Consider the following 24,931-nt stretch of genomic DNA (forward strand, 5'->3'; position numbering starts at 1 on the left):
GGGGTGGTGTTATGGATCTGATAGACTACGCGGCCGCCATCTCCATAACAGCCGTTGTTGCCGTTGCCATCTCAGACTTTGTGAGGGGGCTCGGCGTCAGGAGGGCACTTGTCGAGGCGGTGGGGGTGGCGCTTGGCTACATGCTGGGCAAGGCCGTTGCGTCACCCGGGGCTGTTGCCGCGTTCGCTGGGGTGAGCGCGGGGCTGTTCTCGCTGCCCCAGGCCATCGCTCGGTTGCAGTGGCTCAGGGGCCAGGCCGAGGCGATGCTTTCTAACTTGGCCGCTAGGGCGGTTGTTGTTTCAACGCTCGACACGGCGTTCGCGGTCTTCGCGGCTCTGGGTACGGGCGGGCCGCTGGCCGCGCTGGCTGTGTTCTTCTTGCCGGTGCTGCGCAGGGTCTTCCAGCCTCTCTTAATTGCGGAGAACATGGTGTACTCGGCAATGGACCTCGTGACGCAGATGCTCGTGCTCACCGACTACCTCTTAGCGCTGGCTCAGCTCGCCGCTGTCTTGGCGCCGCTTTTGTTGCTGGGCGCGGGGGCGTGCTTGGCGACGCCCAGGCTGAGGGGGCTGGGAGTAACTCTACTCATCTTCGGGGTGGCCTTAGGGTACGCTCTGCCCTTCGCCGTCAACACCGCCCAGCTGCCCCAGGCCCCGATCGCGGAGGCGATTAACGCGACGTTCGTCCAGGTTAACGTCACGGCCTACGACTACCACTCTCAGCAATTGAGGGGCGTGCTCACGCTCTGCGGGCCCTCTGGCGCGTGGACGCTCCCCACACCTGTTGTGAACGCCACCCTCCTGCCCGGGACCTACACGCTGTACCCTGACAACCGGACGGGCTGCAGGCCCGGCCTAGTGGTGTGGTGGGTTCGCTTGACGTACGCCGACGTGCCGCCGGCTGGCTGGGAGGCTAACAGGTCCCTGCTTGCGTGGAGCGTGGGTAACCGCACCGCTGTGGAGCTGCACTTTCTCTGGGACTCTGGCAACAGCGGCATATACAGGGCGCTGTGGTACGCGGAGGGCCAGCCGGGCTACTCGCAGCTAGCCCCCTCACCCCTGCCGGATGCGCTGGGAGACGGCTTCGAGCTCGACATACCGCCCTACAACGCCACGAAGAGGGTGTTCGAGATACGCGGCTGCACCGTAGCGCAGCCTGCGTGGCAGGCTAACGGCACGCTGGACGTCACACAGGTTGAGAACGCTAAGCAGAGCGACGTAGTCAGCTCGGGGGAGTGGAACAGGACTTTCGACGCGGCTCGGAGGTGGATAACGCGGAACCCCTGGGTTTACCAGGTGGCCCAGGAGGGGGTAACCCTGGTCCTGGAGAACCGCACAGTGACTGTGAGGTTCCCCCAGTTGCCGCCGCAGAACGCCACCGCGCCCCCCGTTAAGTGCTGGGGCTACCGCTTCACCAACCCCGGAAACCACACCGTGCACCTTCGGTTTGTTGTCGTGAACAGCGCAGGCATCACGTGGCCGCCCGAGTACTACCGCTACGCGATGAGCAACCCCCTGTGGGCCGCTTACGACCGCGCGCTGGAGCCCCTCGCGAGGGCTGTCAGCGAGCTCGTGCTGAAGAAGGGGCCGCTGCTGCTCCTGTACGTCCAGGCTGGTCCCAGTGCATTAGTGACTCCCGAGGGCTTCAAGCTGGCCTTCTACGCCGTGACGGGCATGGACCTCGATGCAATCATGTCGTTCTGGAGCGTGGCAACGAAGGTCAGGGACATCATTGTACCAGCTCTTCTGCTTGCGGGCGTAAGCGTGGTCGGCGTGATGTGGGGGTGGCAGATCGGCCTCAACCTAGGGATATGGAGCGTGGTGTGGGGGCAGATTTCAAGGATCATAGGCTACAACCCCCGCTGGAACCCCTCGTGGGTTGAGGGGTGGCGTGAGAGGCTGCGGGCGGCTTACCTGCGCGGCGGCTTGCTCTACGCGGGGCTGGAGGGCCTCAGGCTGGCGATAAACGCGTTTCTGGGCCACTACTCCCGGTGGAAGGCCAACCCGCTAGCCGGCATAGCCTACACGCTACGAACCTCCCTAGAAACCACCAGGGGTTTGAGGGCGAGCATGGGGCCCGTGAGGTCCGACGCTGGCGGGGCTACGACTCAGAGGCTCAGGGAGATGCAGGGCGCGAGGCAGCTGTACTCGCTGGAGCGCTACCTCTACAGGCTGGAGCGCATAGCCTACCTCCTCGACAGCCCGCACCGCGCGTTAGTGTACTACGGTGTGCAGAAGGCTAGGGAGCTGGAGCGCCTCATCGGGGCATCGAGGGAGGCCCAGGCGATCCTCTCTCAGCTGCCGGGCAGCGCCACGGTGGACAAGCTGCTCTACTACCTAAAGACGCTGCACCTGCGCCCGGAGAGGGTGCCCACTCACGGGGCTGCGGGGGTGGCGTACGCGCGCCTGGTGCTCGAGAAGGGGCAGGCGGCCGAGGCGGCCGTGGAGGCCAGGAGGTACGGCCACCCCGACGCGGCGACGGCGAGGAGGATGTTCGAGCTCCTGCTCAGGGACAGGCTGGAGGAGCTCGGCGCGCCGCAGTGGCTGAAGGACCTCGCCGGCAGGGAGCCCGACACGGTGCTCAAGGTGCTCGTGGCGGACAGGCTGAGTGCGATCCTTGGCGGGGAGTTCAGGCTCAGCAGCCTGAGGAGCGAGGAGGAGGCGAGGAGCGTGGCCGCGAAGGTGTGGCCACTCCTGTGGGCGGAGGTGGACAGGGACAAGTTCAAGCTGTCTAGGCTCGCGGAGGCGGTCGAGGCCAGCGAGAGGGTGCGCGAGCGGAGGGGCGAGCCCACGCTGAGCCAGGTCCTCGGCGCGCAGCCTGGGGGCGAGCGGCTGGAGAAGCCCGCGGTGGAGGAGAAGAGGGCTGAGCTGGTGGCGGAGGTGGTGAAGTGGGCCGCGATCGCGGAGGCTCTCGGGGCTGGCTTCAACACGATCCTGCCCGTCGAGGCCGGGTGGGAGTACGTGTTCGTGCCCGCGCCCGTGAACCCCAGGGAGCTGAGGGGGCTGGTGGAGAGGATAGAGAGCGTGCTGGACGCCGCGGCCGCGAAGCTGGGGGACGTGCTGCGCGAGACAGAGGGGCTTAGCTTCGGCAAGACGAGCGAGGAGCACGTGAAGCAGGTCGTCGCGATAGCTAAGACGGGCATCGAGCAGCTCGTGGACCTGAGGGAGTGGGCCGCCAAGGCCGGGCTGCCCGAGGACGTGATCGACGAGTGGATAGCCGCGCTGAGGGCGATACAGAGGGCCGCCAAGGGGGTCAAGCTGGACAAGGACATACTGAGGGAGATTGAGAGGAGGCAGGGTGGGGGCGGGTGAGGCTCGCCGCGGAGGAGGGCTACGCATCGCTCAGGCTGGCCGCGGGGGAGGAGGGGGCCCTGGGGGCGTTGCTGGCCGCCCTGGAGTTGCTCTCGCTGTTCGCATCGGTGGAGGACAGGGAGCTCGAGGCCATCCGGCTGATAGTGCCCAGGGAGGCGGCCGAGCTGCTGAGGCGGAGGAGGCTGCTGAAGGCCGCCAGGAGGCGCGAGGCCGCGGCCGAGCTCCTGAAGCGGGCGAGAGGCTCCGGCCGCGCGCTCCAGCTGGAGTTGAAGCTGCGGGGGCCGGTGGAGCTGCCCAGGGGGCTGGCCAGGGCGCTGGAGCCGGCTGTGCGGGGGGCCTTGAAGCTGGGCAGCTGGAGCCGCATCCACGAGGCGGGCGGCCACGGAGAAGAGCTGTACGCCTACACCAGGGAGTGGGCTGGGGTGGAGGGGGGCAGGGTGGCCTACAGGCTCCTCTTCGAGTACAGGGGGCCGAGTGGCGGGCTCGAAGAGGCGCTGCGGGGCCTCCGAGTTATCGACGTTGACGGCGGCTGGCTCGTGGAGGCTAAGCTGGAGGTGGAGCTCAGGCTGGTGATCCGGTAATGATGCTGGAGTTGCTCATGCTCTTCGGAGGAGCTGTGTTAGAGGCTGTGGGACTTGGGCCGCTGGCGACGCCGCTCGTGGCTTACGGCGCGTGGAAGCTGGCTGTGCAGTTGGTGGTTCCGGAGCTGGAGCGCGTAACAGGCTTCGGGGTGCCGGAGGTCGTGGAGGAGGCTAAGTGGCGGGCGCTTGACGTGAAGGAGAGGAAGAACAAGAAGACGGGCAGGCTTGCCGGCTACGTGCGCGTCTTCGGCCCCTTGGCCTCGCCGGCCGAGCTGGACGTTCTCACCGGGTGGGCTAGGCAGAAGGGGTTGCTCGAGCACCTGCGCCCCGACGTCTTATGGACGTTTCTGATCCTACGCGAGAACGGGGAGACGAGGTACTACGTGGGGGCGAGCTGCGAGGGGGAGCTACAGACCTGCGCGCAGGCCATCAAGCTCGCGCTGAGCGGCTTCAAGAGGGCCGCTGAGAGCATGGGTATGCGCGTGGAGGTGAGCGACCCACCCAAGCTCCCGTTACGAGAGGCGCCTAAAGGGTGGAAAAGCTGGCTGCCCAGCCTGAGTGTCGTTACTGCCCTGCTGCTCGTGACCAGGAGGCTTACGCTGGGATGGAGCTGGAGCGGCCTTGGCCTGGCTCTGGCTCTTGTAGGGCTACTGCCTCTCATATTGCCCCTCGGGAGGAGAGTGTTGGGGGACGTTGGCGTGGCTAGGCCCAAGCCGTACAGCGACATGTCAAGGGTGACGGCCACGAGCACCCTGTCGTACAGCTTCGAGGCACTAAACTGGTCCCCTTACGACTTCTTCGTCAAGGTTGTCTTCAGGCGCGCAGATGCGGACATCGCCAAGCTTAGAGAGCTGTACTCCAGAAGAGAGGCGACATCGCAAGCGCTCTTCCTGCCCGGCATGGCCCTTGAAGCCCAGCACTTATGGCGTTTACTGCAGCGAATAGACCAGGACCAGGAGAGGCTTTTCGAGGCTGTGGTAGTTTACAGCAAGAGCGTCGAGCCCGTGTTGCGGAGTCTGGGCTGGGAGCCCCTCAGGGCACCGTTAGCTGGCGTTGCGACTCTGATTTTACTTTAGGTTAACGTAAACGATAATAGTCTCTTATGGATTAACCCTCAAAGAGTTGCGTGTTCGCTCTCTCTCCAAGAAAGAGCGATTATGAAGAGCCGGAGGAGCTAGAGGAGCTTAGTATAGAGGAGCTAAAGGAACTTACTGTAGGTTTCTTTTCGCTTCTGCTCATCCTGCTGAGCGTGTTCCTTGCACCCGCGCTTATCAATTACGCCTCAGAGCAGGTACATGAAATGATCGAGCGCGCCACTGCCCAGTGCCCCGTCGCTAACAGCTCCACATCATTCTGCGTGATGAGGGACGGAAAGCCCTACTACTTTGCCGTCATCGGGTGGGAGCTACCCTCAGTGGAGGATTTAAGGAAGTCCATCCCGAGAGACTACCCCTTTTTTGCGGGAGATATAAGAGTTGAACCCCCCTACGTGTGGCTTAGGGTGAAGACAAACCTCGAGTTGGAGATCGGTGCGAGTGAAAAGGGCTACGCGGGGTTTGGCGAGCTGTTTAGGGAAGTGTTGTCGCTGGGCATGCTGGAACCTATAAAAAGCGGAGATGAGCTACTCCTACCATACACCCTACCCGAGAGCTACGAGACGATGGGACTCCTCAAGAGCGCTAGGGTTCTGAGGCTACACTTCGCTACAGAAACGCACCTGTTGCCCAGCGAGGGCTGCATCGGGGGCGTGTGCTTCGCGGGGGAAGGCTTCTACGTGAACGTGTCCCCTCCGCCGGTTGAGCTCAAAGTGCTGGATCTTCAGGGCGGCTACTGCCGCTTCGAAGACCGGTGGCACGTTCTGTGCCTATACAACGTCACTCTCCAGCTTGAAGGCGGGTATCTCCTCCTGTACTTCTTTTACGACGAGCACACAGGCGCGAAAAGCGAGGCTCACTTCCCCGTGGAGATAAGCTCCTACTCGGAGAGGGGTGGGAAGACTGTCTTCCTCGGCGCACCCCTAAGTACCGTTATACCACCTCTGCCATCCTCGGCCACAGATGTCTGGGAAGAGCCGGAGCACAACTACCTAGCGGCGATTCTGCCTCCGGGTCGCTTCACGCTTGTGTTTAGGACGTGGGACGCCTTTTACCCGGAGACGCTTCTCAGTTGCAGGTCTGCGACTGTGGGGACTCCCTGGGGTGGCGTGGATCTGCCTCCGCAACCGCTGGAGGTTCTGGGGGTTACGGGTGTGGGGGTGAGGGAGAGCGACGGCGGCATAGCTGTGGAGGGCGTAAACGTTACTCTGAGAAACAGCGGAACCATACCTGTGCCTATACCAGAAGCAATGGAATTCTACGAGATACCGCCTAACTACACTCTGCTAAGAGGTTTCTTCGACTCCACCCCTCTCGTGCTAACCGCCCTCAGTGGGAGGGGGGAGTACCACGGCGGTCTAGCCTTTGTGATTAATCCCGGTGAGGTCGCTGTGGTTCCCATGGAGCTGTGGAGGCTACCCGACCGCTCGCTTGGAGTCGAGCTCCCCATCACCGCGCTAGGCTCCGAGCATACATTGCTTATCGGTACCTGCTCCGGCAACTTCACGGTGGAGATCCCGCCGCTCAAGCCAAAGATAACCCTGGTGAACGCAACGCTGCACAGAGATGCAACGCGAGACTGGGAAGTCGACCTCGACGTCGTGGTCAATGTGACGAACACTTGGCTGTGGCGCGTGAGGACTGAGTGGCTTCGAGCGTACATCGGCGGGAGGCCCCTGGAAAGCCTCTTCTACGAGCGCCCCTATGAGGAAATCGAGCCGAACGCGTCGAAAGTCCTCAGATTGTCCTTCACTCTCACAAGGGACAGGCTGCAAGAGTATCTTCTCAACTCAGAGAGCCTAAGCCTATGCATGGGGGCTACTTGCGTAAGCATTCCTCTTTGCGAGCTCACTCAGGCTTCACAGCGTGCATAGATGCTGCAAGGTTATTCGCAAAGCAAATAATAATGCGCTAGCGCTCTGATAACATGTGGAGCGAGCACTACAAAGGATTTTCGGAATTTTCGGCTACCAGCTCTCGACGGAATTGTCCTGGCTCAGCCCCTTAATAGCCCTCCCTGGCGAGGAGGAGGGCGGGGTTCTGCTTGGGGAGGACAGGTTCGGCAGGCAAGTATATCTCAATTTCGCGACGCTCAAGAACGCGCACGGCTTGGTTGCGGGGCCGAGCGGCTCTGGCAAGAGCACCCTCCTGCGCGACATCGGCTTGAAGTGGCTCCAGCTGGGTGGCCGGGCCGTGTACGTTGACCCCTCGGGGGAGCACGCGGAGTGGTGGGGCAGGAGGGGAGGCCACGTGATCGACCTGCGCCGGGGTATAGACGCGCTCGCGCCTCTCTCAAGCCTTGGGGAGGAGTGGATGCACCGCCTGGCGCGGATTGTTGGCACATGCTTGAACTGGTCCCCCCATACAACCACTCTCTTCGAGTACCTACTAAACAAATACGACAGCATCTCAGGTGCTGTGAAGGAGGCCGCAGAGCTCACGGCCAGCGGGGACCTGGTTGCCAGGCCCATCGCGATAGCCTCTAGCGCGCTGCAACTGCTGGAGGGAGGGAGCAACCCGCTCGACGCCTGGAGGGCTACTGTCACTGTCCTGAGCATGGGGGAGATGAGCGAGGACTTGGCGAGGCTGCTGGCTTCTGTAGCTATAGACGCGGTGTGGAGGGAGGGGATAAGGAGGGGGATGCGCCACGCCCCCGAGCTCCTGATCATGCTCGACGAGGCTCATAGGTTTGTGGATTTGCGCCCGTTCACCGAGCAGAGCTACGTGGAGGGGATAGCGAGGGTGGTGCGCAAGTACGCGGTCGGCGTCGTATTCGCCTCTCAGCGCTTCTACGACATCCCGCCCGCTGTCCGCGAGCAGGTGGCGTTCAAGCTGGCTCTGCCGGGCTCCAGCTCCAGCTACCTGCAGTCGGTCAGGGATGTTTTGGGTGCATCTGACGACCAGATAGGCTGGCTGGCCTCAGCGCAGCGCGGCAGGGCCCTCGTCTACAAGGAGGGTGCGCCTAGGCCCAGCGCCGTCAACCTTAGGCTCGCCGACGGGGTGCTGGGGTAGCGAAATAATAATAAGGGGGTTTCCCGGCTCCGAGCGTATGGACCGCGAGGCCTTGAGCTTCGCCTTGAAGGTGGCGCTGGGGGACCTCGCGCTCGTGCTGGCGATGCTGGGGGGCCTCTCGCTCCCGCAAGGCGACCCGCTCTCGCCTGTGGAGCTCGCGAGGGCGCTCCCGCTCGCGGCGGCGTACTTCCTCACGCGGTGGCAGCTGGCCGAGAGCAGGGCCTTCGCGCGGGTGGAGCGCGCCGAGGGCTCGGTGCTCGTGGGGAGCGCGGGGCCTTACGCCCTGGCCGCGGCCGCCGGCTTCTCCCCTAAGCCCCTCCCCGTGAGCCTGCCGGCCGCCGACAAGCTGGCCGTCAGCGCGACGGGGAGGGGGGTGCTGGTGGTGTGCGCGTACTACTCGCTGCTCAAGCCCCCAGTCGAGAAAGCGGCTGCGGCCAGCAGGGAGCTGGAGGCTCAGGGCTACCTGCCCGTGCTCGTGGAGCCGCGCGTCCCCGCCGGCAGGCCTCTGCCCCCAGAGCTGGGCAGGGGCTACGGGACGCTCGTGGCCGAGACGGACTGGCTGGGCAGGCCCAGGGCGAGCTTCTACCCGGCTGAGGGCGCTGAGGTAAACCCCCTGAGCCTCAGGGCGAGGCACAGGGCCAAGACCACGCTCCTGGAGGTGACGGTCAGCCCGTAGCAGGCAAGGCGGCGAAAACAATAATTATTTCTGTTTCCACCTTCAAGTTATGCGGAGGCCAGTTAGAGTTCTGCTGCTGGTGCTGCCTCCCACCATAGCCTGGCTCTACGTCACTAACCTGCTATCGACCGCGGCTAACCCGCTGATGTGGGCTTTAAGGGCCGTCTGGGGCGCCCTCGTAATGGCCGGCGCGACCGCGCTGAGCGTTGCCCTGGCGCTCTGGAGCAGGAACTTCGTCACACCCGTGAAAGCTGAGGACGGCGTCATCACCGGCAACGCAGGCGTCTACGCGTTCGCGATGGCTGTTGGCTACGCGGCCTCGCCAATCCCCTTAGCGTCGCTCCCCGTTGCCGACAGGCTCGCCGTATCGGTTGCGCACAAGGGAGCGTTTGTCAGCTGCGTGTACTTCTCACTGCTCAAGCCGCCTGTTGAGAGGGCTAGGGCCGCTGCGAGGGCTCTGGAGGCCCTGGGCTTCAAGGTTATCGACACGAATGTGCCGACCATCACCGCTGGCCGGGCAATGCCCGTGGAGTATGCTGACGGCTACGGGACAATCGTCGTCGAGCGGGACTGGCGCGGGAGGGAGAAGGCAAGCTTCTACCCCGTAACGGGTAAGGGGAAGAGGGTGTATAACGTGTCCCTCTCAGCGAGGCACTTCGCCGACCCGAGAACGGTGAGGGAGGCGGTGAACAGGCTCCTCTCGCTCACCAGGCCGCCGGCACCGAAGGAGGGCATAGAGATAGGTGAGTACGAGGGCGGCGGCGCCCTATTCCTGCCCTTCAACACGCACGTCGGCGTGTTCGGGATTACTGGCGCAGGCAAGTCCTCTTTGCTGGCGCTCATAGCGAGGGACCTGCCCGAGGACGTCCTAGTGATAGACTTCTGGGGCGAGTACACCGGCTTGTACGGCTTCGAGGTGGTGAAGCCCATAGACCCGGTTGCCGAGCTGAGCCCCGAGGAGGCGGCGGAAATCCTCGACAACTCAGCGGAGCTGGTCTGGGGGGAGGACGGGAAGTTCACCCCGATTGTCTACAACGTCGTTGTTACGGCGCTCGGGAGGCTCTGGGAGAGGTCTGGGATGGCGAGCGTGGCGATGCTGGCCTCGGAGCTTGAGGAGTGGAGGCGCCGGGAGCAGCGCCTCGACGTGCAGTCAGCAATCGACGCCGCGCTGCGCCGCATATCGCTGCTGAGGAGGCCGGACTACGCCTACAGGATACCCGGGGGCCGCGCCGTCCTCGACTTATCGGGGCTGAGCGACTACTCCAAGGTGGCTGCTGCAAACGCGGTCATCTACAGGCTGCTGAAGGAAAGGAGGCCGAGGAGGCTCACCATCATAATCGACGAGGTACATAGGCTCGCGCCCCTCAAGGGCTACTCGAGGCCCCTCGAGAACCTGCTGAGGGAGGGGAGGGCCCTGAACATACGAGTAGTCATGGCCGACCAGACCCTCACCGCCGTCAACTCCGCCGCCGTAAGCCAGTGCGGAATGTTAGTGCTGTTCCAGCACAACCCCGCAGACCTGCCCATCTTGCAGAGGATGCTCGGAAACCTGGCCAGCGTCGTGACCTCGCTCCAGCCACGGGAGGTATTGGTGTGGCACGCCGGGGGCTGGAGGCGCGGCACAATACACGAGGCGCCCCGCCTGGCGCCCAAGGGAGTGGCTACAATGCAGGCCAGGATCGAGGAGGCCGCGAGGGCTGTGGCTCAGAGGTACAGGGTGAGGGCCGAGGACGTCCTCGCGCTCTACGACCTCAAGGTGAGGCCCGAGGCACTGGAGGAGCCCCTCAGGAGCGCCTACAGGGAGTTCCTAGCCAGGATAGGCGAGCTCGGTGAGCAGGGCGAAGCCTAGCACACACTTTGTGCTCGTCCTAGTGGCGGGGAGGGATGGCGTGCTCCAGCTGGCGGAGCCGCCCAACGGGGAGGCCGAGAGGCTGTCCGCAACGGCGAGCATGGCGCTACAGACGCTGGAGGCGCTCGCGGACCTCTATCTGACGAGGGTCAGGCTGGTGGACGTCGAGCTCGAAAACGGCCTCAGGGTGCTGGCTTCACCCTTGAACGGCCACATCCTCGTAGCAGTGACAGAGGCACCGCCAGGAGAGGCCCACGTGGAGTTCAAGCTGCTCGAGGAAAGAGTCTCAAGGATTGTGAGGCTCGAGCAGAAAAGTGGTAAAAAACTATAAATACAACTTTTTTCAGAATTATTGTTAAGACCGCGTAGAGCCCAAACTAGGCCGGTGAGGGGTGAGCCGGCTCGGGGGCTCCGCGGCCTACACGGTGCTTCCCCGAGAAAACTGGCGCCGGCCGCTGAGGGGGCGCCTGCACTCTCGGGGAAAAGAGAGTGGGAGGGGGAGGCAGGCTCAAGCCTGTGCTGCAGGCTAAGCCGCGCCCAAGCCACCCGCGGCCCTGCCTTAGCCGGGCAGAGGGGACCGCAGCGGCGGTGGGTTGTGGGGGTAAAAAGGGGTTGCCCAGGCTCCGGCCGCGCAGCTACCACCCCTTTCCTCCTGGGGACCGGGCCTCGCGCCGCGAGCCGCTGCGGGGCCCGCCCAGAGGCCGGGTATGGGGGCTACGGGGCATTCAAGGGGGGGGGTGGGGAGGCGCCTTAGCGCCTTCTAGCCCCGCGGCCCCGCCCATAGGCTGGGGTGGGGGCGCCTGGGGGCTGGGGCGCCGTGCCCGGCCCCTGCACGGGTGGGCTCAGGCTCATCTGGCGGATGGGGCCGGGTATGGTGTCCCGGTTCCCAGGTGCCTCTCCACCCCCCGGGGAGGCTTATAGGGTAGCGAGGGGGGCGCCGCGCGCGCTAGCCGGGGGGCGCGCCGGCGTAGACATCCCCGGGCCCGCGTCCCCGAATGGGGAGCGGGTCAAGGCCTTGAGCAGCAACGACGGCACCGTTACGTTGCTTCTCCGGGGCATAGCTCCCAGCGAGCTCTACCACTGCATGGACCCGAGGGAGTTTGAGCTGCTCAGCGCCGTGAAGAGGGCTTTCGTTCTGGCCAAGGCGCGTGGCAGGGTGGTGCTGATCTCCGAGGACGTCGACGGCTCGCCGACTCTAGCCCAGTTCTTCCTCAGATACGGCCTGATGAACAGCCGCGTTACCGGCTACATCGTCTACCGCTCTCTGAGGGGGTGAGCGGGCATGGAGGCCTACTTGAGGGTTGTTGACGCGGTCGAGCGGCTCTCCAAGCGCGGCGCCGTGAGCGTAGCGGAGGTTGCCAGGGCTGCAAAGGTGCCGCCCAGAACAGCCCTCGCCGTCTTAGAGTATCTGGAGAGCACGGGAAGCGTGGCGAGGCTGACGAGGAGCACCTTCGCCGCCACCGGCCCGCTCCGCTACCGTGTGCAGCTCTTCGTCCTGACGCCCGACATCGGGCTGAGCGACATCATAGCTCTGCTTTGAGGTGGTGAGGGTGGAGGCGTACAAGCTGGCAGGTATGGTTAAGCTGCTGGACCTAATCGAGGACCGAATCTACGAGTGGGAGGCGCCGGTGAGGCCCTCCAAGATCTTCCTCGACCTCGGCAAGGCTGGGTGGACGGTCGTGGTAATCTGGGAGAACGGCGTGGAGGTCTACGGCTCAGAGGGCGACTGCGTGGGCAAGCTGATACTGGAGAACAGGGACCGGCTCTACGGCTTCTCGGCGCCGGACTGGGGCGAGATAGTGCTATTGATTCCGCCGAAGGCGAGGTGAGGAGCCTTGTTCAAGTCTCTCTTGCAGAAAGTGGCTGAGAGCCGGCAGCACACCATCGTTTTAGGGCAGTCAGGGTGCGGCAAGACTTCATTGGTGAAAGCCCTCCTCTACTACATCGCGCGGAGCTCGCAGAAGCAAGGTGCGCGCGAAAGGGTGCTCATCATAGACTTCGACGGCGAGTACGGTCAAAGCGCTGATGAGCTGCCTCTGCTGCTGCCGCGGGAAGTCCTCCCGCAGGCGGTGGCGGAGGTGGTGAAGCGCGAGTCGCAGACCAGCGGGAGCAGCACGTACGCTGTGCTGAAGCGCGCGGTGAGGGAGGCCTCCGAGGACGGGGGCCTCGAGGGGCTGCTCAGAGCGGTCGAGAAGCTGGTGGTGCTTGACCGCCTAGGCGCGACTGCGGCCTGGTCGCGGCTTCAGCCGCTCGCTGAGGCGGGCGCTGAGCTGACGACGCTGGAGCGCTTCAAGGACATAATCGCGGAGGGGGGCAGGTTCAACCTGGCCCCCTTGAGGTCGGCGTGGAACAAGGCCACTGCGGCATCAGTGCTGGCCGCGGCGATCAGCGACGTGCTCCTCTCCTCGAACAGCGTGCCGACGACATTGGTGGCCGAGGAGGCGAGCTTCTACGCACCAACATTGACGGACCTCGTGCGGGTGGGGCGCAGGCGGGGCGTAAAGGTGGTGCGGGTCCAGCAGTTCCCGGACGGCAGCGAGGCAGACTACCCCACGATGTTCATCGGCCCGCTCGGCCCCTACGACGTCCTCTACATCCAAAAGTTCAGCCTGCCGGCGTACATCGTGAAGCTGAAGCCGGGACAGTTCATCGCCTTCCACAACGGCAGGTGGCACCTCTACCGCCTGTTCTGAGGTGACGGCGTTGAGCGTCCAGGAGCTCTTCGAGAAAGCGGGCCTTAAGCCGAGGCCTGGGCAGGCCGAGGTTGCTAGGCTCATCGCCTCGGCGCTGAGCGAGGGCGACGTGCTGCTGGTGGCTCCGACGGGCTGGGGCAAGACGCTGGCCGTGCTGGCGGCATTGAAGGCCTCGCGGCGGCTGCCGGCGCTGTGGCTCACCAGAGCGCTGGAGGTTGGCAGGCGCGTTGTCGCCGACGCTTCGAGGCTGGGCTTGAGGGCCTTTGTGGCGGCTGGCAGGGAGAGGCTGTGCCCCTACGCGAGGAGCGTCGAGGACGCCTCGGAGTTCTGCAGGGCTTTCAGGGCGCAGTGCCCCCACTTCCTCTCCCTTGTCAGGGAGGGGGTGGGCGACATATGGGCGGAGAGCTGGGAGGAGCTACCTAAACTGCTACCGGGAGTGTGCCACTACTACGCCCAGGACGCAATCATTAGCAGAGCCGACGTGGTGGTCCAGAACTACCACCGCAGGGTGAGCGGCTACTACAGCGCCGCGGTGGTGGACGAGGTGCACAACCTCCTCGCGCCAAGAGTCAGAAAGCTCAGCGCCGCGAGGCTGGAGCTGGCGCTCGACGAGCTGAGAACAAGCGAGCCGGAGCTGGCCGGTGAGGCCGAGGAGGTGCTGGAGAAGCCCTCGGCCGAGGCTGCGCTACAGTTGCTCGACAGCGTCCTGCCGCTCTACCGCGAGAAGCTCAAGGCCAGCAGGTCGCACCTGGCGCCGCTGGTACAGTACCTCAGGGCTGTGGCGGACGGCGGCGTGCCCTACAGGGAGGCTGGGACCGTGGAGGTCTACATGCCCCCCTGGAGGCCCCGCGTCGAGCCGCGCGTCTACGTTTCAGCGACGATCCCCGAGGGGCTGGAGAGGCTCTTCGGGGCTCAGGTCGTCAGGGTGCCTCAGCAGCCGAGGAAGGCACTCGTGGTGACGGACCTGACGAGCAAGTACGGCTCGGAGACGATTTGGGGCTACGTCAAGCTGCTGGCCACGCTGAGGCGTAGATTCGCCAGGGTGCTGGCTTTCGCCACAGAGAGGGTTGCGAGGCAAATCATCGCCGGGGTGGACTTCTACGAGGAGCGCCTCCCAGCGGAGTGGAGGGGGGTGGCGCTCTACACCGTCTACGGCAGGTTCAGCGAGGGAGTCGACCTCTCCGCGGACGCTGTAGTCCTCCTGGGGGCGCCCTTCCTGCCGCCTGAGGTGGAGGCGAGGTACGAGCGCTACTACAACCGCTTAGGCATCAGCGGTGAGGCTGCGAGGTGGGTGCCGATGGTGACCACAACCCTGCAGTGCGTCGGGAGGGCCACCCGGAAGCCCGAGGACAGCCCGCTCATAGTCCTGGCGGACTACCGCTTCAGGCGCTTCGACTTCAGCCCGACGCTGGTGCTCGAGGAGGTTGACCTGAGGAACCTGGAGAAAATAGAGGGCGGTGGTACTAATGCGAAGCCTTGAGGAGTACCTCAGGGAGCATCAGAGCGCGTCGAGGACTCTGCCCCACGACGTCCTCAGGGGGCTCTTCGACTCGCTGATGGGCATCGTAGAGAGGCACTGCGAGCTTCGGAGGAGCTCCGAGGTGCAGCGCGGCCAAGAGGTGCTGAGGGCCCTCGGGGTCATGTCCCTGCTCGAGATCCAGGAGTGGACGTGGCTGATGCAGGTAGCTGAGGGGGAGCGGGCGGAGGCCGTCCTCGTCTACGGCGCCAGGGAGTACGCCCACCTGCAGTACAGCGCGCGGGGTGGCACAGTGAAGGTCGACGTCTACGCCAGCTACGGCAAGAGCCTCTCCGACACGAGCGCGGAGATGCGCGAGTGGTACAGCTGGCTGAGCAGGTTCAGGGACGAGATGCAGCGCCACGCGCCGGCCGGGGCCTTCGCGAGGGCCTCCAGGGCCCCCGGGGGCCTCGGCGTGCCCATCGTAACGATACTGCTCGGCAGCAGGGCGAGCGAGGAGCGGTGGAGGGGGGTCGAAACCCTGACCTCCTGGACATTGAGCGAGGCTTGGCTGTTCAGGATGATTTCGAGCCCCGACGTGGCGTACCTCGAGGAGAGGGTGACAGAGTACCCCCAGGACAGAGTGATCCAGAAGAGGTACTGGAGAGTGGACCTGCGAGCACTGCGGGAGGAACCAGCCACCTAGAGCACACCCCCCAGAGCAAGCGAGACCTGAAAACAACCCTATTTTTTCTCTACCCCCCTGTTCCCCTCCAGACCCCACCATTCGCGCTCCTCAGGGAGGTGATGGGACTGGGGCTGGAGGGGGTGGGGCCAGGGCCGGCGACGGCTCTGGTGGCCCCCGGGGCGCCCGTGAAAGCCGCGCCGAGCGGATCCCCACGTGGGCTCCACGGCCCGGCGGAGGCGCAGGGGGCCCGCAAGCCCAGGCCCAATCCTCGAGGCCCGCGCCCACGAGGCCCGGGATAAGGGGAGGGCCGGGGGAGGCCGCGGGTGGGGGCACAGCGGCTCGCCTGCAGGAGGCGAGGCCCCAGGCACCTAGGCTGCACCGCCTCCAGCGCACTAGTGTTTAGGGGGGAAAGGCGGTGGAGCCAGAGGGCCGGGGCCGCCGAAAACAACCCCTTTTTCTCCCTCTAACCCACCATTCACGCTCCTCAGGGACGTGGTGGGAGTGGGTTAGAGGGGGAGGCCGGGCCCCCCGCGAGGGGGGTGGCGGGCTACGCCGGTGAGGCGCCGCGCCCCCAGGGATCCCCACGCGGGCTCCCGGCGCGGCTGCGGAGGCGTGAAGGTGCCGGCTAGCGGGGCCGCGCCCACGCGGCCTGGCCCTGGGCCAGTAGTGCCCGCCCGCAAGCCGGCTGCCCGAGGCCCGCCTCCACGCCCACGCGGCCTGGGGCGGGCTAGGGCGAGGGGTTGGGTTTCGGCGGCCCTCGGCTGCTCCCCGCCCCCTGGCAGCCGGCCCCCCGCCCTCGGGGGTGGACGGGCCGCTAGCGCAGCTTTGGCGCCGCCGGGCCTGGGCTGGCCTCGGCGGGAGGGCCGCGTCGACGCCCCCGCGCCTGGGGCCGCGCGCGGCAGGCCGGGGCTTCACAGCAAGTGAGACTGCGCTTATAGCCGCTAATGCTGACCGACGCGCCCAGCGCTCTGCAGGCTACTACACGCTGAGTTGCGAGCCGACTTGACTGCGTCAGTTACCAGCAGGGCTCACACAGCGTGAGACACTACGCAGCGCCCCTGAGGGGGGCTGGGCTGTGCTGCGGCTCCCCCGCACCCCGCTCCTCCGGGGGTGGGGGCGGACGGGGGCCGCGGCGCAAGGCCCGGCCTCCCGAGAGAAAGAGGTGATGGGGTATGAGTGAGAGAAACGGGAGCAAGGGGAGTAAAAACGGCGAGAGGCTCGTCGATGCGTTCAGGGTCTGGGAGATTAAAGCTAACAGGAAGCTGAGGCTTCGGCTCCGAAAGCTCTACTCCGACATCACCCTTGCCGTTGAGCACGCCAGCGAGGATCTCGAGGGGAAGTACGGCGAGGAATTCACGCAAGAGCCGGAGAGGTTCGGAGAGGAGTTAATCGAGGAGGCTTCGAGGCTGGCTGGGCTGCCGAAGGGCCTGCTCTACTACGCTGTGGAGTGGTGCAGGATGGATGCGGAGGCCAGGAGGAAAAGCAACAAGCGCACAAGGTTCACGCCCCCGCCGTTGCCACTACTGGTCAAGGTGGTCGGCAACAGTGAGAGGTTCCACGGTAACACTAACGCCGCTGCAGTCCTTGACACATACAGGGGTGAGCTACGCATTAGTAGCGCTGGTGTCGTGGTGAGGCTGAAGCCATCCTTGATTAGAGCAGTACTCGAGGACGTCGAGAGGTTCGGCGACGTGAAGCTGACGCTGCAGCTAACGGCTAGGGGCAGGCTTCGCCTCATTGCGCACCGCAAAGTGAGGCCTGCCCGGTGGGACGGCAATTCCAAGCTAGCAACAATCGCCGTTGACGTGAACAGCAGCCACGGCCTCTACCTCGCTACCTTCACCTTCGACGACGAGGTGAGGCTGGTGGCTCAATGCGTGTTCAAGCCGCCCAACACGACTCTGCTGAGGCTCCTCGCGGCTGTTATGCGCAGCTACTCCGAGGTTAAGAGCTGGGGCGAAGCTGTCGAGAGGTTCAAGCAAAGGAGAGACATCAGGAGGCTACAGAGGGAAGGATGGGGCTCCGCGGTGGAAGGGGCCTTGAGGCTGGCGGAGAGGCTGAGGGCGAAGGTGAACCTCACGCCGGAGAGGGCTGAGCGCATAGCTAGGCAGGCATCGAGGAAAGTGAAGAAGATTAACAACGACTGGATCAGAGGCGCGCTCAAGGAGCTAAGGGCCTTGGTCAGAAAGTTCAGGGACCAAGGCTACTTTGTTGTACTCGTAGCAGACGTGCCAAGGGCCGAGAGCCTGAGGGGAACAAAGCTACAGAGAACACTGCTGAGGGTCGCGGAGCGCGTCAAGAACCTAGCGCTCTACGAGGGGGCTAAGTGGTTCCAGCCTGAGAATAACGTGTCTGGGAAGCGTTGCCCCCTCTGCGGGAAAGAGGGGGTGGAGGTTCAGAGAAGATACTACCGTTGCGCGGGCTGCGGCCTGGTCTACGGCAGGGACTGGGCCGCAGCATTCAACGCTGCAAAGCTCTTTTTGAAGGCCTGCAATGCGAAGAAGCAGCTAGAAGCGCTGAGCCAGTGGCTCCAGAGCCACCCGAGAGCACTGATACACGGCTCGCTCAGCTTCCCAAAGCGGTGAAGCAGAGGGAGAGGCCCCGGCCCCAGTTCCCGCCACGGCGTGTAGCCGTCTGGCGGGTGCCGCGCGCGGTGTGATGAGGCAAGGAGGCGCCGAGGCGGAGCCCCCGCCGCACAGCCCCAAGCCGGCGGGGCGGGCCGAAGGCGCGGAGCCCATGAAAACCCTTAACGGGGCCCCGGATCAGTGAAGGGGTAGATGAGCCAGGCGCGGCCCGAAAAGGCGTTGTCTATGCGATTTCTCCCGGTCGCGTTAGAAAGATTAGGGTAAGGCGGTCGGAGTGGCTTTAAGAGCGTGAAAAGTAAAAATATATTACAAGCCATCGTTTTTCCCAGGGTGTCTTGATGCAAAGGAAGGAGCGCAGGCTGAGGCTTAGAAGGCGTGACGAGGTACCTGAAGGTAAGGCTTACATGAATCCGTCAATGATGGCGGAGCTGGGGATATCATCAGCCATCGAGGTTGTGATAGCGGGTAAGAAGAAGCTGTATTTCCAGGCTCAACCCAACGATAAAGTGCCGCCGAACGAGGTGTGGTGCAACACCGACGAGCTTAAAATGCAGGGCGTCGCAGATTACACGATAGCCACGGTCAGGGCTAGAGCGGGTGGTTAGCAGTGTCCAATGTGTCTATAGCGGACGCAAGGCTGATCTCTATACTTCGCCGGGAGCTCACTATCGCTCAGGAAATCCTCGGCGACATTCGCAGAGTGCTTAAAAGTCTGAGCGACCCCGCGCAACGGGAGGGGCAGAAGAGGCTCCTAGAACACGCTCAGACAGCTAAAAACCAGACAAAGGATCTTCAGACAGAGTACCTAACCTACCTCTCCAAGATCTCGCGCGTGCTTGAACATAAGGAGGAGTGGGTCAGAATAGGCTCACGCATAATGGAGGTTATAGACAAGCTGAGCGGCATAACTTACAGGCTGAGCTTCCTCATTGAGCGAAACTGGGTTGTGCCTGCACACATTCAGGCAGGCCTTCTGGACATGTGTCAGGAACTCGAGCAGATGCTCAGCGCAATGGATGATCTTCTCAACAGGCTTCAGTCCAGCCCCCCTCAAGCACTGGAGGATATAAGAAGGATCTCAGACTATGAGAATAAAATTGACGGCATTTATCGTAATACGATCTTCAGCATCCTTGATTCAAACGTGTCAAGCAGCACGTCGCTTCTTTTGTTGAGCATCGCAGAGATGCTTGAAGACAGCTCCGACACGATTTATGAGCTAACGAGCAACGCTCACATACTTCTAATAGACTTCCTTTAAGCCCCCCTCACATATCTTTGTAGCCTTGCCTAGCCCATGAAATCGAACAAAGTCTGCTGCCTTTTACCTGTGTAGAAGTGCTCTTCTTTTATCCCGAAGTACTCTAGGATTCGTAGCGCGGCTGGCACGATCTGCCTTTTAACGTAGTACTCTACATCCACCTCCGAGTTGCTTTTAACGAGGAAAAACGGTAGGGCTTTCTCCGAGACCCGTTCCCCTCCCTTTACTATGACATAGCCGATCTTCGATCCCTTACCGACTTTCCAACCGGCGCTCACCATCACTTTAGCCGCTCTAACGTGCGGGGCGTCCACCTCGTACTCGTCGAGACTTTTTGAAAGTGTCTTCCATATGATTAGCTTCGAGATAGGTATCTTGCCCAACTCGAGATCCCTTATGATCGCTCGCACGTACTCAACGGCCTTCCACGGATCCCCTCCGCGTAACACGATCTCAATGACTTTTTCCTGTATTTCCTTAGATATTTCCGCCCAGTCACCGCGCACCGCCTCCAACCCGACCACGTCTATTCTTCCGTCTTCTAGTAGACCGCAGTACCGCTTTTTCGCCTCCGTGAAGAAAACTTTCGAGTAAACTTTGTCGATCTTTATTTCGAACCCTAGCTCCTTTTCAACAAACCTTATGAGCTCTTCTACTTTACCCCGGTCGTATTTGACGAACAGGCTGTCGGTATCTCCGTAAAGCACGTAAAGGCCTATCTTCTGAGCGTAGGCGAGTGCGCTCTTAATTAGCTCGCGGCCCCAGGCCGTTGTTGCCTCTGCGACCTCGCGCATATACCACCTAGCTAGGCTCCAACCGCTATACCCATATGTAGCGTTGGTCACTACCTTTATCGCCTTTTGCCTTTCGTCCAAAATCCTGTACATGTCGCTTTTTGGGTCCAAGTGCTTCATCTGATCCCTTATTTGACGCCTTGCTTCAAGTAGGCTTGATAGAACTTTTGCGTAGAAGCCTGGTGGGTTTTTCCTGAACCTGTGGCCAACCTCGGGGGCTGTGTAAACCTCGTCGGGGTGAACATCAACTCCCGGAGGCACGAACGTGTCAGGGGACACATTGTACTTTATCATTATGTTCGGGTACATTGAAGAGAAGTCGAGCACCGCTATATTCTCGTGTACGCCCGGCTTCGGCTTCAAGACTATGGCTCCCCGGTACGTTTCCTCGGGGCGCTCCTTAACATTGGGAACAAGCTCTCCGTAAAGGAAGGCCTGACGGATTAGGTGCCACTCTACCCGATTACCAACAGATGCGGCGAACACTTGGTCGAGAGGAAGTCCGACCAAGCTCGATAACTGCACCGCGAAGGGTAGAACAACCTCAGCGAGCTTAAACGTGCTAACAGCGTCGTCGCGGTTGTAACGCCTCAGCAAGTCTCTCTTTGATGGATCATCCCAGTACTCGTAAATCGATAGTGGATCTATTAGAATGCGCTCACTCTTCTTAACGACTCCAAGGTAGTCGGCCACGTTTTCTAAGGTCTTGACCTTTACCTCGGGGATCTCGCTTGCGTAGTCGTACAGATCTATGTTTGCCCTTCCAACAATGCTGTAGTGACCGTATACACTCTGGGCGGGCTCTCCAGCGCCTCGAGACACATCGAGCCTCATTCTCGACCTGTGCGCGCGTGCAAGCAAGTATGGCCAGTCGAAGCGATTGCTGTTATAGCCAACAATAACATCGGGGTCTTGAGAGAGGAGGTCGTTCGCAAACTCGCGGATAAGCCTCTCGTCATCATTTTCATCAGCCTCAAAGGTTTCGACTCCCTCGCGGGTAGCTCTACTGATTAAAATCACGGGGTCACGGTCTGGGTTCGGCTCTCCAAACTTATTGTAGCACTCAATGTCGAAGGCGTATATCTTAAGATTCGGGAGCCTCTGTTCATCAATGGGTTTCGGAGGTTCGACTGCGAGATACGCCCTGTCGACTCTCCACTCGCGGCTCCTCTCTAACTCTTTAACCTTAACGATATGCCACGAGCTAGGCTTAACGCCGGTGTCGATCATGTAACGCATATAGAACCTGATATCGGCCTCGAGGACTTCTTCAACGCCTATTGCCTTGGGTACGAGCTCTCTTGCTCTAGGCACGTCTCGAGGATCCGCCAGCACAACTTTGACAGCCTCGACAGGTGTTCCGTAGTATTTCCTCTCGACCTTCTCAACCGAAAGGGTCTTAACCCCACTTAGGCTCGAAAGCACTCTTCTCAAAAAATCGTCTGTCGCTTTTCTCTGGGAAGGGAGAACGTAGAAATAAGGTCTGAAGCTGCGATCTATTACGACTATCCGCTCACCGCTCTCGGAAACCCCCCAAAGGCGAACCTCTGGAATACCTCCTACAACCTCGTAGTTCACATCGAGTATCCAGAAAACCTCTTCACTAGCCATTAATACTCAGGGAATTATAAGGATGAGTGAGCCTAAAAACCTAGTGCAAAGGCCACGCTAGGGATTTCTCTGATGTCCCCTTACTCGATATCGTCAAGACGTCAATCCCATCCCCGCTTGCAGCATCACGCTTCATCGCGGCCTCAACTGCCCTTATGGCTAACTTCTCTGCGTCTTCCACCGACATGGAACTGGAGTAGTTACTCTCAATGATGCTGATAGCCAACTGTGTTCCAGATCCGAGAGCCACATAATCATCCTCAATGATCGCTCCGATTGGGTCTAGGGAGTACAGGTGTGATCCTGTCTCGTCTATTCCTCCAACGATCAGTTCTGCGTAGTAAGGGAAGAGTCTCCTTTCGTAGAGGACGTAGGAGAGCAGTTTGGCGGCTGTCCACACGCTAGGGGCTATACCCGCGTCTAGCTCGTAGATCCTCATCTCGGCTTCAACGATCCTTGCAAGAGTCTGCATGTCGGCCATTAAACCTGCGCTTGCAAGTCCCATTCTGTCAAGTATTCTGTACACCTTTTTCCCAGACTTGCTCATCAAGTACAATCCATAGGAGACTCTCTTTTCTGCCGCTAACACAACTCCATCAGCTACTCTAACACCCACCGTCGTTCCAGGTAAGACTTCAACAGCAGACGTTTGAACCACCTTGTTCACAAGCAAAAAGTAAGCTATAAGCGTGTCGAAAGTCTCAGGCACTGGGTCCGCAACATTTTGAAGGTGCAAGGAAAAAGGAACTTGAAAGCCCCGTTTCGGGCTTCTCTGAGCCCCTAAAGCCCTCTTGGCTGCAACCGGCACATGCGCCCCCCCCCTCAACGGCCAGCCCCTCTCTTCGAGGCGATCATGAGTCGCCCGTGACGTGTGCTTGCACTGCGAGTTTGAGGCCGTGGTAGAAACTTTTTAAAGGGAGCTTCCCTTAAGTAAAACAGGATTCATGGAGGAACGGAGCGTCCACCTCAAATTGCCAAAACGGGAATACTGCTTAGATAGTATAGTGATTCTGGGAAACGAGAGGGTGATTATAACCAAGGAGGTCAACGACGCCTCGACGATCTCACCGAGCACTGCAGGTGTTCTGAAAAGCATGGCAAACTTTTTAGACGCTCTTCCGATCGTGTTGGCAGAAAGAATCGATAACGAAAAGCTTGAGGAAAATATGGTTTATTCACGCCACAACCTTCCCGTTTTGAGTCAAGAGACGTTTAAATCGATGGTTTCTGGAGCTGAAATCCCATTGATCTACCTTTCTCACGGAGGCATCTATGTGAAGATTAAAGGATCAATACTTAGGGAGATGCGCGAGAAAAGGGGGATTAGTCGTGGTGAGCTGGCGAGAATGGTCGGAGTTACAAGCAGGACCATAATTAACTACGAGGAAGGCCGAAGCGACGTTAGCCTAGATGTGGCGCTGAAACTCGAGGAGATGTTCGGCGACGAGATCTTTGAGAAAGCCTCTGCGGACTCCTTGAAGGAAGTCTTCAGCGACAAGATTAAGGCACCTAGGATGGAGCCGAGAGATGCCCTATTGCGCTCTCTCTTCAGGGAGCTCAGAGAGCACGGTTTTATCGATTTCCTATTCAATAAGGCTCCATTCGACGCTGGGGTTAAGTACGTTAGAGAAAGTACGCAGGTTAAGGTTGCGATAAAGAAGGATCCAACATCAGAAGAAGTGGATATTGCTCGCATGGTGTCGGAGAGCACGAAAACTAAGCTCATTGTGGTGTCAGCTGGCGAACGGGACGACACCCCTAGTGAGAGCCTAATGTTCGTGTATTCGAAGAGTCCGGATAAGATAAGGGATGTTATCCTGGGTTTTCTGAGAAAAACAACGTTTGGCGCACCTGCCCCTCGTAGTTCAGCGTGACAAGAAATGAAGACTTTCATCCATCCATAAAAGTTAACGGCGACTTGCCTCATGAGCGAGCCTTGCCCGCTAACCGAAAGCAGAGAGGGAAAGGCCGTTATACGCCACTGCGATCTAAAATCGTATACAAATAGCAGGGGCTTCGTGGATCCAGCATGGGCTCCAGTCTTCTATAACCCTCGTATGAAGTGCTCCAGGGATCTTTCAACGGTAATTCTCTCGGCGTATGTTAAACTATCAGCGAGAAAGGAGGTTTCTGTAATCGATGTTATGTCGGGCACAGGTGTTCGCGGAATACGCTATGCTCTCGAGGTTCCAGGTGTATCACAGGTTATACTTAATGACGTTGACCCGAAGGCCGCCCTCCTAGCTCGGGAAAATGTGGCTTTGAACGGTGTCACGGATGTTGTAAAGGTTTTTAGTAAAGAGGCTCACGAAATTTTAGCCTCTACGAAAGCCGAAGTGGTAGACCTTGATCCATTTGGTACGCCTGCACCCTTCATACACCCCGCTTTAAGAGCGGTCAGGCACGGAGGACTCCTGTGCGCTACTGCCACGGATTTGCCCCCGCTTTTAGGGATTTATCCCTCGGCCTGTATAAGAAAGTACTTTTCGAAAGCACTAGAGGCTGAGTTCTCTCGAGAGCAGGCCGTGAGAGTGCTGCTCTACTTTATTGCCCGCGAAGCGGCAAAGCTTGGGCGGGTTATAAGGCCTTTTTACTCATATTATCTCGACCACCACATTAGAGTCTGCGTGATCGTTGAGAAGAAGGAGAGAAGCGGTTTCCTGGAGGAAAACTTGGGCATTATCCTCTATAACCCTAAGACCCTCGAGCGTCAGCTCGTGGTTCTATCACAAGCCTCCGAAATATGCGGTGGACGTCTGGCAGGCGGTGGGTGGGTAGTTGGAGGCCCCGTGTGGATCGGAGAGCTATGGGCTTCGGAAGCCTCCCAGGAGATCTCCCGGGAATACATGGCTCGTCAAGCTGAGCTGAACCTTTGCAGGAAGGGGTTGTCCGTAGCTACAAAAATAGACCAGGAGCGGGATAAGCCTCCACTGTACTACACCACCGAGAAGGTCGCCTCGACTTATAAGCTGGCTGAGGAGCGCTCAGCTCGACAACTGGTCGATCAACTAGCACTGAAAGGGTACCCCTCCTCTCTAACTCACTTCGACGAAAAGGGCTTTAGAACCACAGCGAATGTAGCTGACATACTCGAGGCATGGCAAGCTCGATAGAGCAACAATTTCTGCAGATCGAGGGTAAGTGGTCGCATCACCACGGTCATGTCCCACAGAAGGCATCTAAGGCTCCGCGTCGATCAGGCCTAAGCATCCTTGAAGTGTCCCTGCCGCACAGCATTTCCTCGACGCTGTAGCCGAGCCAGCACGCCTTGAGCCACCTGGTCATGCAATCCCAGATCCCGCCGCTTACCTCCGCCATTA

General features: G+C 61.1%; 22 protein-coding genes. 19 read left to right on the forward strand and 3 right to left on the reverse strand.

The window, feature by feature from the left end; translation table 11 throughout:
* Positions 1–11: 11 nt before the first annotated feature.
* From ACNO7C_RS03465 to ACNO7C_RS03545, 17 genes are all read left to right on the forward strand, one after another.
* Positions 12–3,311: a hypothetical protein gene (locus tag ACNO7C_RS03465; protein ID WP_460025589.1), complete on the forward strand. Its 3,300-nt coding sequence runs from the start codon at positions 12–14 to the stop codon at positions 3,309–3,311.
* The gene (locus tag ACNO7C_RS03470; RefSeq protein WP_460025590.1) at positions 3,308–3,892 is read left to right on the forward strand and encodes a hypothetical protein; all 585 of its coding nucleotides are present in this window, start codon (positions 3,308–3,310) and stop codon (positions 3,890–3,892) included. Before ACNO7C_RS03465 ends, ACNO7C_RS03470 begins: the two co-directional genes overlap by 4 nt.
* The gene (locus ACNO7C_RS03475; RefSeq protein WP_460025591.1) at positions 3,892–4,968 is read left to right on the forward strand and encodes a hypothetical protein; all 1,077 of its coding nucleotides are present in this window, start codon (positions 3,892–3,894) and stop codon (positions 4,966–4,968) included. Before ACNO7C_RS03470 ends, ACNO7C_RS03475 begins: the two co-directional genes overlap by 1 nt.
* A 50-nt stretch (positions 4,969–5,018) precedes the next feature.
* A complete protein-coding gene (locus ACNO7C_RS03480; RefSeq protein ID WP_460025592.1) occupies positions 5,019–6,860 on the forward strand; it encodes a hypothetical protein in 1,842 nt (613 codons plus the stop codon).
* Positions 6,861–6,915: 55 nt separating this feature from the next.
* Positions 6,916–7,998 carry a helicase HerA-like domain-containing protein gene (locus tag ACNO7C_RS03485; RefSeq protein WP_460025593.1) on the forward strand — a complete coding sequence of 361 codons (1,083 nt, stop codon included), beginning with the start codon at positions 6,916–6,918 and terminating at the stop codon, positions 7,996–7,998.
* Between the two features lie 37 nt (positions 7,999–8,035).
* Positions 8,036–8,674, forward strand: a complete 639-nt coding sequence (locus ACNO7C_RS03490; RefSeq protein WP_460025594.1) for a hypothetical protein — start codon at positions 8,036–8,038, stop codon at positions 8,672–8,674.
* A gap of 49 nt (positions 8,675–8,723) precedes the next feature.
* Positions 8,724–10,523 carry an ATP-binding protein gene (locus tag ACNO7C_RS03495; protein WP_460025595.1) on the forward strand — a complete coding sequence of 600 codons (1,800 nt, stop codon included), beginning with the start codon at positions 8,724–8,726 and terminating at the stop codon, positions 10,521–10,523.
* On the forward strand, positions 10,504–10,854 hold the full coding sequence (locus ACNO7C_RS03500) for a roadblock/LC7 domain-containing protein (protein ID WP_460025596.1): 351 nt from the start codon (positions 10,504–10,506) through the stop codon (positions 10,852–10,854). Before ACNO7C_RS03495 ends, ACNO7C_RS03500 begins: the two co-directional genes overlap by 20 nt.
* Positions 10,855–11,340: 486 nt before the next feature.
* Complete coding sequence (locus ACNO7C_RS03505; RefSeq protein WP_460025597.1) at positions 11,341–11,799, forward strand: hypothetical protein; 459 nt, start codon at positions 11,341–11,343, stop codon at positions 11,797–11,799.
* A gap of 6 nt (positions 11,800–11,805) precedes the next feature.
* On the forward strand, positions 11,806–12,063 hold the full coding sequence (locus tag ACNO7C_RS03510) for a hypothetical protein (protein WP_460025598.1): 258 nt from the start codon (positions 11,806–11,808) through the stop codon (positions 12,061–12,063).
* A 10-nt stretch (positions 12,064–12,073) separates the two neighbouring features.
* Positions 12,074–12,352, forward strand: a complete 279-nt coding sequence (locus ACNO7C_RS03515; RefSeq protein WP_460025599.1) for a hypothetical protein — start codon at positions 12,074–12,076, stop codon at positions 12,350–12,352.
* A 6-nt stretch (positions 12,353–12,358) separates the two neighbouring features.
* Positions 12,359–13,216: a helicase HerA domain-containing protein gene (locus ACNO7C_RS03520; protein WP_460025600.1), complete on the forward strand. Its 858-nt coding sequence runs from the start codon at positions 12,359–12,361 to the stop codon at positions 13,214–13,216.
* A 10-nt stretch (positions 13,217–13,226) separates the two neighbouring features.
* The gene (locus ACNO7C_RS03525) at positions 13,227–14,696 is read left to right on the forward strand and encodes a helicase C-terminal domain-containing protein (protein ID WP_460025601.1); all 1,470 of its coding nucleotides are present in this window, start codon (positions 13,227–13,229) and stop codon (positions 14,694–14,696) included.
* A complete protein-coding gene (locus tag ACNO7C_RS03530) occupies positions 14,683–15,378 on the forward strand; it encodes a hypothetical protein (RefSeq protein ID WP_460025602.1) in 696 nt (231 codons plus the stop codon). The genes ACNO7C_RS03525 and ACNO7C_RS03530 overlap by 14 nt, the downstream gene beginning before the upstream one ends.
* 1,154 nt (positions 15,379–16,532) lie before the next feature.
* Positions 16,533–17,945, forward strand: a complete 1,413-nt coding sequence (locus tag ACNO7C_RS03535) for a zinc ribbon domain-containing protein (RefSeq protein ID WP_460025603.1) — start codon at positions 16,533–16,535, stop codon at positions 17,943–17,945.
* 338 nt (positions 17,946–18,283) lie between these two features.
* Positions 18,284–18,550, forward strand: coding sequence for a hypothetical protein (locus ACNO7C_RS03540; RefSeq protein ID WP_318538103.1), 267 nt, complete (start codon positions 18,284–18,286; stop codon positions 18,548–18,550).
* A gap of 2 nt (positions 18,551–18,552) precedes the next feature.
* The gene (locus ACNO7C_RS03545) at positions 18,553–19,206 is read left to right on the forward strand and encodes a hypothetical protein (protein WP_460025604.1); all 654 of its coding nucleotides are present in this window, start codon (positions 18,553–18,555) and stop codon (positions 19,204–19,206) included.
* Positions 19,207–19,235: 29 nt separating this feature from the next.
* Here ACNO7C_RS03545 and ACNO7C_RS03550 read toward each other — a convergent pair whose 3' ends face one another.
* Positions 19,236–21,611 (reverse strand): DNA-directed DNA polymerase, encoded by a 2,376-nt coding sequence (locus tag ACNO7C_RS03550; RefSeq protein WP_460025605.1) that lies wholly within the window; start codon positions 21,609–21,611, stop codon positions 19,236–19,238.
* A 40-nt stretch (positions 21,612–21,651) separates the two neighbouring features.
* Positions 21,652–22,419, reverse strand: coding sequence for an archaeal proteasome endopeptidase complex subunit beta (gene psmB, locus ACNO7C_RS03555; RefSeq protein WP_460025606.1), 768 nt, complete (start codon positions 22,417–22,419; stop codon positions 21,652–21,654).
* Between the two features lie 136 nt (positions 22,420–22,555).
* On the opposite strand from psmB, the gene ACNO7C_RS03560 reads away from it, so the two are divergent.
* The gene (locus ACNO7C_RS03560; protein WP_460025607.1) at positions 22,556–23,485 is read left to right on the forward strand and encodes a helix-turn-helix domain-containing protein; all 930 of its coding nucleotides are present in this window, start codon (positions 22,556–22,558) and stop codon (positions 23,483–23,485) included.
* Between the two features lie 51 nt (positions 23,486–23,536).
* Positions 23,537–24,724, forward strand: a complete 1,188-nt coding sequence (locus ACNO7C_RS03565; protein WP_460025608.1) for a methyltransferase — start codon at positions 23,537–23,539, stop codon at positions 24,722–24,724.
* Positions 24,725–24,770: 46 nt separating this feature from the next.
* Here the strand turns inward: ACNO7C_RS03565 and ACNO7C_RS03570 are convergent, their stop codons facing one another.
* Positions 24,771–24,929, reverse strand: a complete 159-nt coding sequence (locus ACNO7C_RS03570; RefSeq protein ID WP_460025609.1) for a hypothetical protein — start codon at positions 24,927–24,929, stop codon at positions 24,771–24,773.
* Between the last annotated feature and the right edge of the window lie 2 nt (positions 24,930–24,931).

Source organism: Infirmifilum tikiterense (assembly GCF_054696565.1).

Excerpts from the sequence above, each read along its gene's own strand:
- ACNO7C_RS03565 (WP_460025608.1), top strand. The coding sequence starts at position 23,537 with ATGAGCGAGCCTTGCCCGCTAACCGAAAGCAGAGAGGGAAAGGCCGTT.
- ACNO7C_RS03540 (WP_318538103.1), top strand. The coding sequence starts at position 18,284 with ATGCAAAGGAAGGAGCGCAGGCTGAGGCTTAGAAGGCGTGACGAGGTA.
- ACNO7C_RS03570 (WP_460025609.1), bottom strand. The coding sequence starts at position 24,929 with ATGGCGGAGGTAAGCGGCGGGATCTGGGATTGCATGACCAGGTGGCTC.
- ACNO7C_RS03465 (WP_460025589.1), top strand. The coding sequence starts at position 12 with ATGGATCTGATAGACTACGCGGCCGCCATCTCCATAACAGCCGTTGTT.
- ACNO7C_RS03475 (WP_460025591.1), top strand. The coding sequence starts at position 3,892 with ATGATGCTGGAGTTGCTCATGCTCTTCGGAGGAGCTGTGTTAGAGGCT.
- ACNO7C_RS03510 (WP_460025598.1), top strand. The coding sequence starts at position 11,806 with ATGGAGGCCTACTTGAGGGTTGTTGACGCGGTCGAGCGGCTCTCCAAG.
- ACNO7C_RS03530 (WP_460025602.1), top strand. The coding sequence starts at position 14,683 with ATGCGAAGCCTTGAGGAGTACCTCAGGGAGCATCAGAGCGCGTCGAGG.
- ACNO7C_RS03560 (WP_460025607.1), top strand. The coding sequence starts at position 22,556 with ATGGAGGAACGGAGCGTCCACCTCAAATTGCCAAAACGGGAATACTGC.
- ACNO7C_RS03490 (WP_460025594.1), top strand. The coding sequence starts at position 8,036 with ATGGACCGCGAGGCCTTGAGCTTCGCCTTGAAGGTGGCGCTGGGGGAC.
- ACNO7C_RS03535 (WP_460025603.1), top strand. The coding sequence starts at position 16,533 with ATGAGTGAGAGAAACGGGAGCAAGGGGAGTAAAAACGGCGAGAGGCTC.
- ACNO7C_RS03495 (WP_460025595.1), top strand. The coding sequence starts at position 8,724 with ATGCGGAGGCCAGTTAGAGTTCTGCTGCTGGTGCTGCCTCCCACCATA.
- ACNO7C_RS03550 (WP_460025605.1), bottom strand. The coding sequence starts at position 21,611 with ATGGCTAGTGAAGAGGTTTTCTGGATACTCGATGTGAACTACGAGGTT.